General features: G+C 41.1%; 1 protein-coding gene and 1 pseudogene. Both read right to left on the bottom strand.

Annotated features, from left to right (window positions below):
- Positions 1 to 596, bottom strand: a pseudogene (locus tag ACKI5B_RS05685) (phospho-sugar mutase); the annotation flags it as partial.
- A gap of 10 nt (positions 597 to 606) precedes the next feature.
- The gene (locus ACKI5B_RS05680; protein WP_407426695.1) at positions 607 to 2,415 is read right to left on the bottom strand and encodes a phosphoglucomutase; all 1,809 of its coding nucleotides are present in this window, start codon (positions 2,413 to 2,415) and stop codon (positions 607 to 609) included.
- Between the last annotated feature and the right edge of the window lie 125 nt (positions 2,416 to 2,540).

The following is a 2,540-nucleotide window of genomic DNA, read 5'->3' as shown; positions in this document are numbered from 1 at the left end:
ATTGCTTCTTCTTTTGAAATTGTTTTGACTTCTTTTACGGCATTTACTTCTTTAATAATGCCTTCGTCATGCGGCTCTATTACCTGAGCACCGTTATCCCAGTATGCTTTGTAGCCGTTGTACTGAGGCGGGTTGTGGCTTGCTGTAACTACAACACCAGTCTGAGCTTTGAGTTCGCGGATTGCAAAAGAAAGTTCCGGAGTCGGGCGCAGACCTGTGAAAAGATATGCTTTGATTCCGTTTGCGGCCAGAATAAGTGCTGTAGCTTCTGCAAATACGTCTGAGTTTTTGCGGCTGTCGTATGCTACAACTGCGCTCAAAGTGCCGTCTTTTGCTTTTTGTGGGAATGCTTTAAGAACATAGTTTGCCAGGCCCTGGGTTGCAAGATTGATTTCGAGAGTGTTCATGCGGTTAGTTCCGCCGCCCATTACACCACGCAAACCACCTGTTCCGAATTCGAGGGTCTGATAGAAACGGTCTTCAAGCTCTTTCATGTCTTCTTTTGCAACAAGTTCTTCAACTTCTTTACGGAAGCGTTCGTCTTTTTCTTCTGCGATATATTTTTTCGCACGAGCTAAAATTTCTGATTTTTCCATTTTATTCTCCTTATATTTTATCTGCCTTAAGAATCATTTGGCGCTCCCATTCGAGGAGTTTTGCTTCTTCGGCCTTATTGTTTCCCTTTACATCGCTCATTACACGGAAGACAGGCTCTGTACCGCTGCCACGCATCCAGATGAAAGCACATGGAACTTCATCCTGATTGTAGAATACGATTTTTAGTCCGCCTTTGCCGCTTTTTGAGAAATCTTTAAGATTACGGATTTCTTCAGTTCCGACAGTTGCAACAGCTTCATAAGCAACAATTCCGTATTTCTGGAATAAAACCTCTTTTTGAGTTTTCCATTGATATTCAAAAATTTTCTGAAATTTTGCTTTCAAAACAGAATGATCCGTTGTTTTTATTTTTAAAACTGCACGTTCTTCTGCAACACCTGTAGTTGTATAAACTGGAAGAGTTGCAATTACATCAGATAAAGTAAAATCGTCGTTATATTCATGAGCAGTTGCATCGCACCAGATGTGAAACAGTCCTTTAATCGTACGGCCGTTTTCATCGATTGTGTCCCGAAGAACAAGCAGCTTGATTAAGGCAAAAATTGTATTGACAGGATCCCGTACTGCAGCCGGATGAGTAATATTTCCGCCGTTGCTTCCTTCTCCAAGAATTCGTACTGTATATCCTTCTTCACGTTTTTTTCGTGCGAGATTTACGACGTTTGCTTCACCAACTTCGGCACGGAACAGCTCTGCTCCAAATGCACGGCAGATTTCGTCAATTCTCATTGAGGTCGGGCAGTTAGCAGCTACAGCCCGCTTTTCTGTGGAAGAAGTGGAAGAATCTTCAAGTTCGTTTGTATAGCTTTCGTATGCAAGTTCTGCAAGAACAGATAAGGCAAACACTTCCTGTGCCGAAATTGGAAGTGCTTTGTTTTCTTTTTCGTTCCAATAAACAATATTGCCGCGGTCTCCGTCACAGTCGGGCATATAACCTAACTGTACTTCTGTGTGGCCTTCTTCATGAAGACGTTCCATTTCGGCGGCACACCAGAGAAGGTTTTCCGGTTCAGGAATTATAGCATGATTGATTTCACCGGGTTTATCGTTGATAGAAAAATAATTGATTCCACATTCTCTAAAGAAAGAAGAATCGATTGAAAGGGTGCGGGCAGAACCGTTCATATCACAGACTATGCCGAAAGGGTTTGAAAGTACATTCTGTCTGATCTGGGCAAAAAGCCGGTTCTGGCGGGCAATATTTTCGGTGCCGGAAATGACCTGCTTTGAAAAAGAATGATACATTGAAGAAGCTTCACGCATAACGGCTACGCTTTCTGTTAAAACCCAGTCAATGTCTTCATCAGGACAGGTTGCAATCAGTTTTTTGACACGCTCAATATCTGATTCTGAATTTATGCGTTCATTTAACAGTTTTACAAGCTTAGCATTTTCTTCGCCATTTAAAACTCCACCGTCATTTAAGCCGAATTTAATGCCGTTGTGGCCGATGGGGTTATGACTTGCTGAAATGTAGATAAAACCATCAACAGTTTTGCTGTAGGCCATGATTTCCGGTGCAGCAATGATACCTGTGTAATTTACGGCAATTTTTTTGGACATAAGTAGTCTGAGCATTGTATATGCGATAACACGGCCTGTTGGTCTTGTGTCCATGCCCAGTATTACTGTTGGATTTGATGTTTTTTCCATAATATAGTCAGAAAATACATCTGCGGCAATTCCAACAAGAATTTTATCTTCTTCGGTTATTTCTGGTGTATTGTCTTTTTCGTCTCCGGAGCAGGCAAATACTTTTCGCCAGCCCGAAGCAGAAGTAATCATGTTATGTTTCATATCAATAAGTATTCTAACACGGAAGTTTTCAGGATTCAATTAAAAAATTATCTGGCTTCAACTGTATAAGTAATCTGTCTTTCTTCTCCTAAAATATCTGCCAGAACAACATTTATAAAGTTTTT

It is taken from the genome of Treponema sp. (assembly GCF_045657965.1).
GTDB lineage: Bacteria > Spirochaetota > Spirochaetia > Treponematales > Treponemataceae > Treponema_D.
Note: the sequence above shows the minus strand (reverse complement) of the source record. Positions and strands in the feature narration are given on the sequence as shown.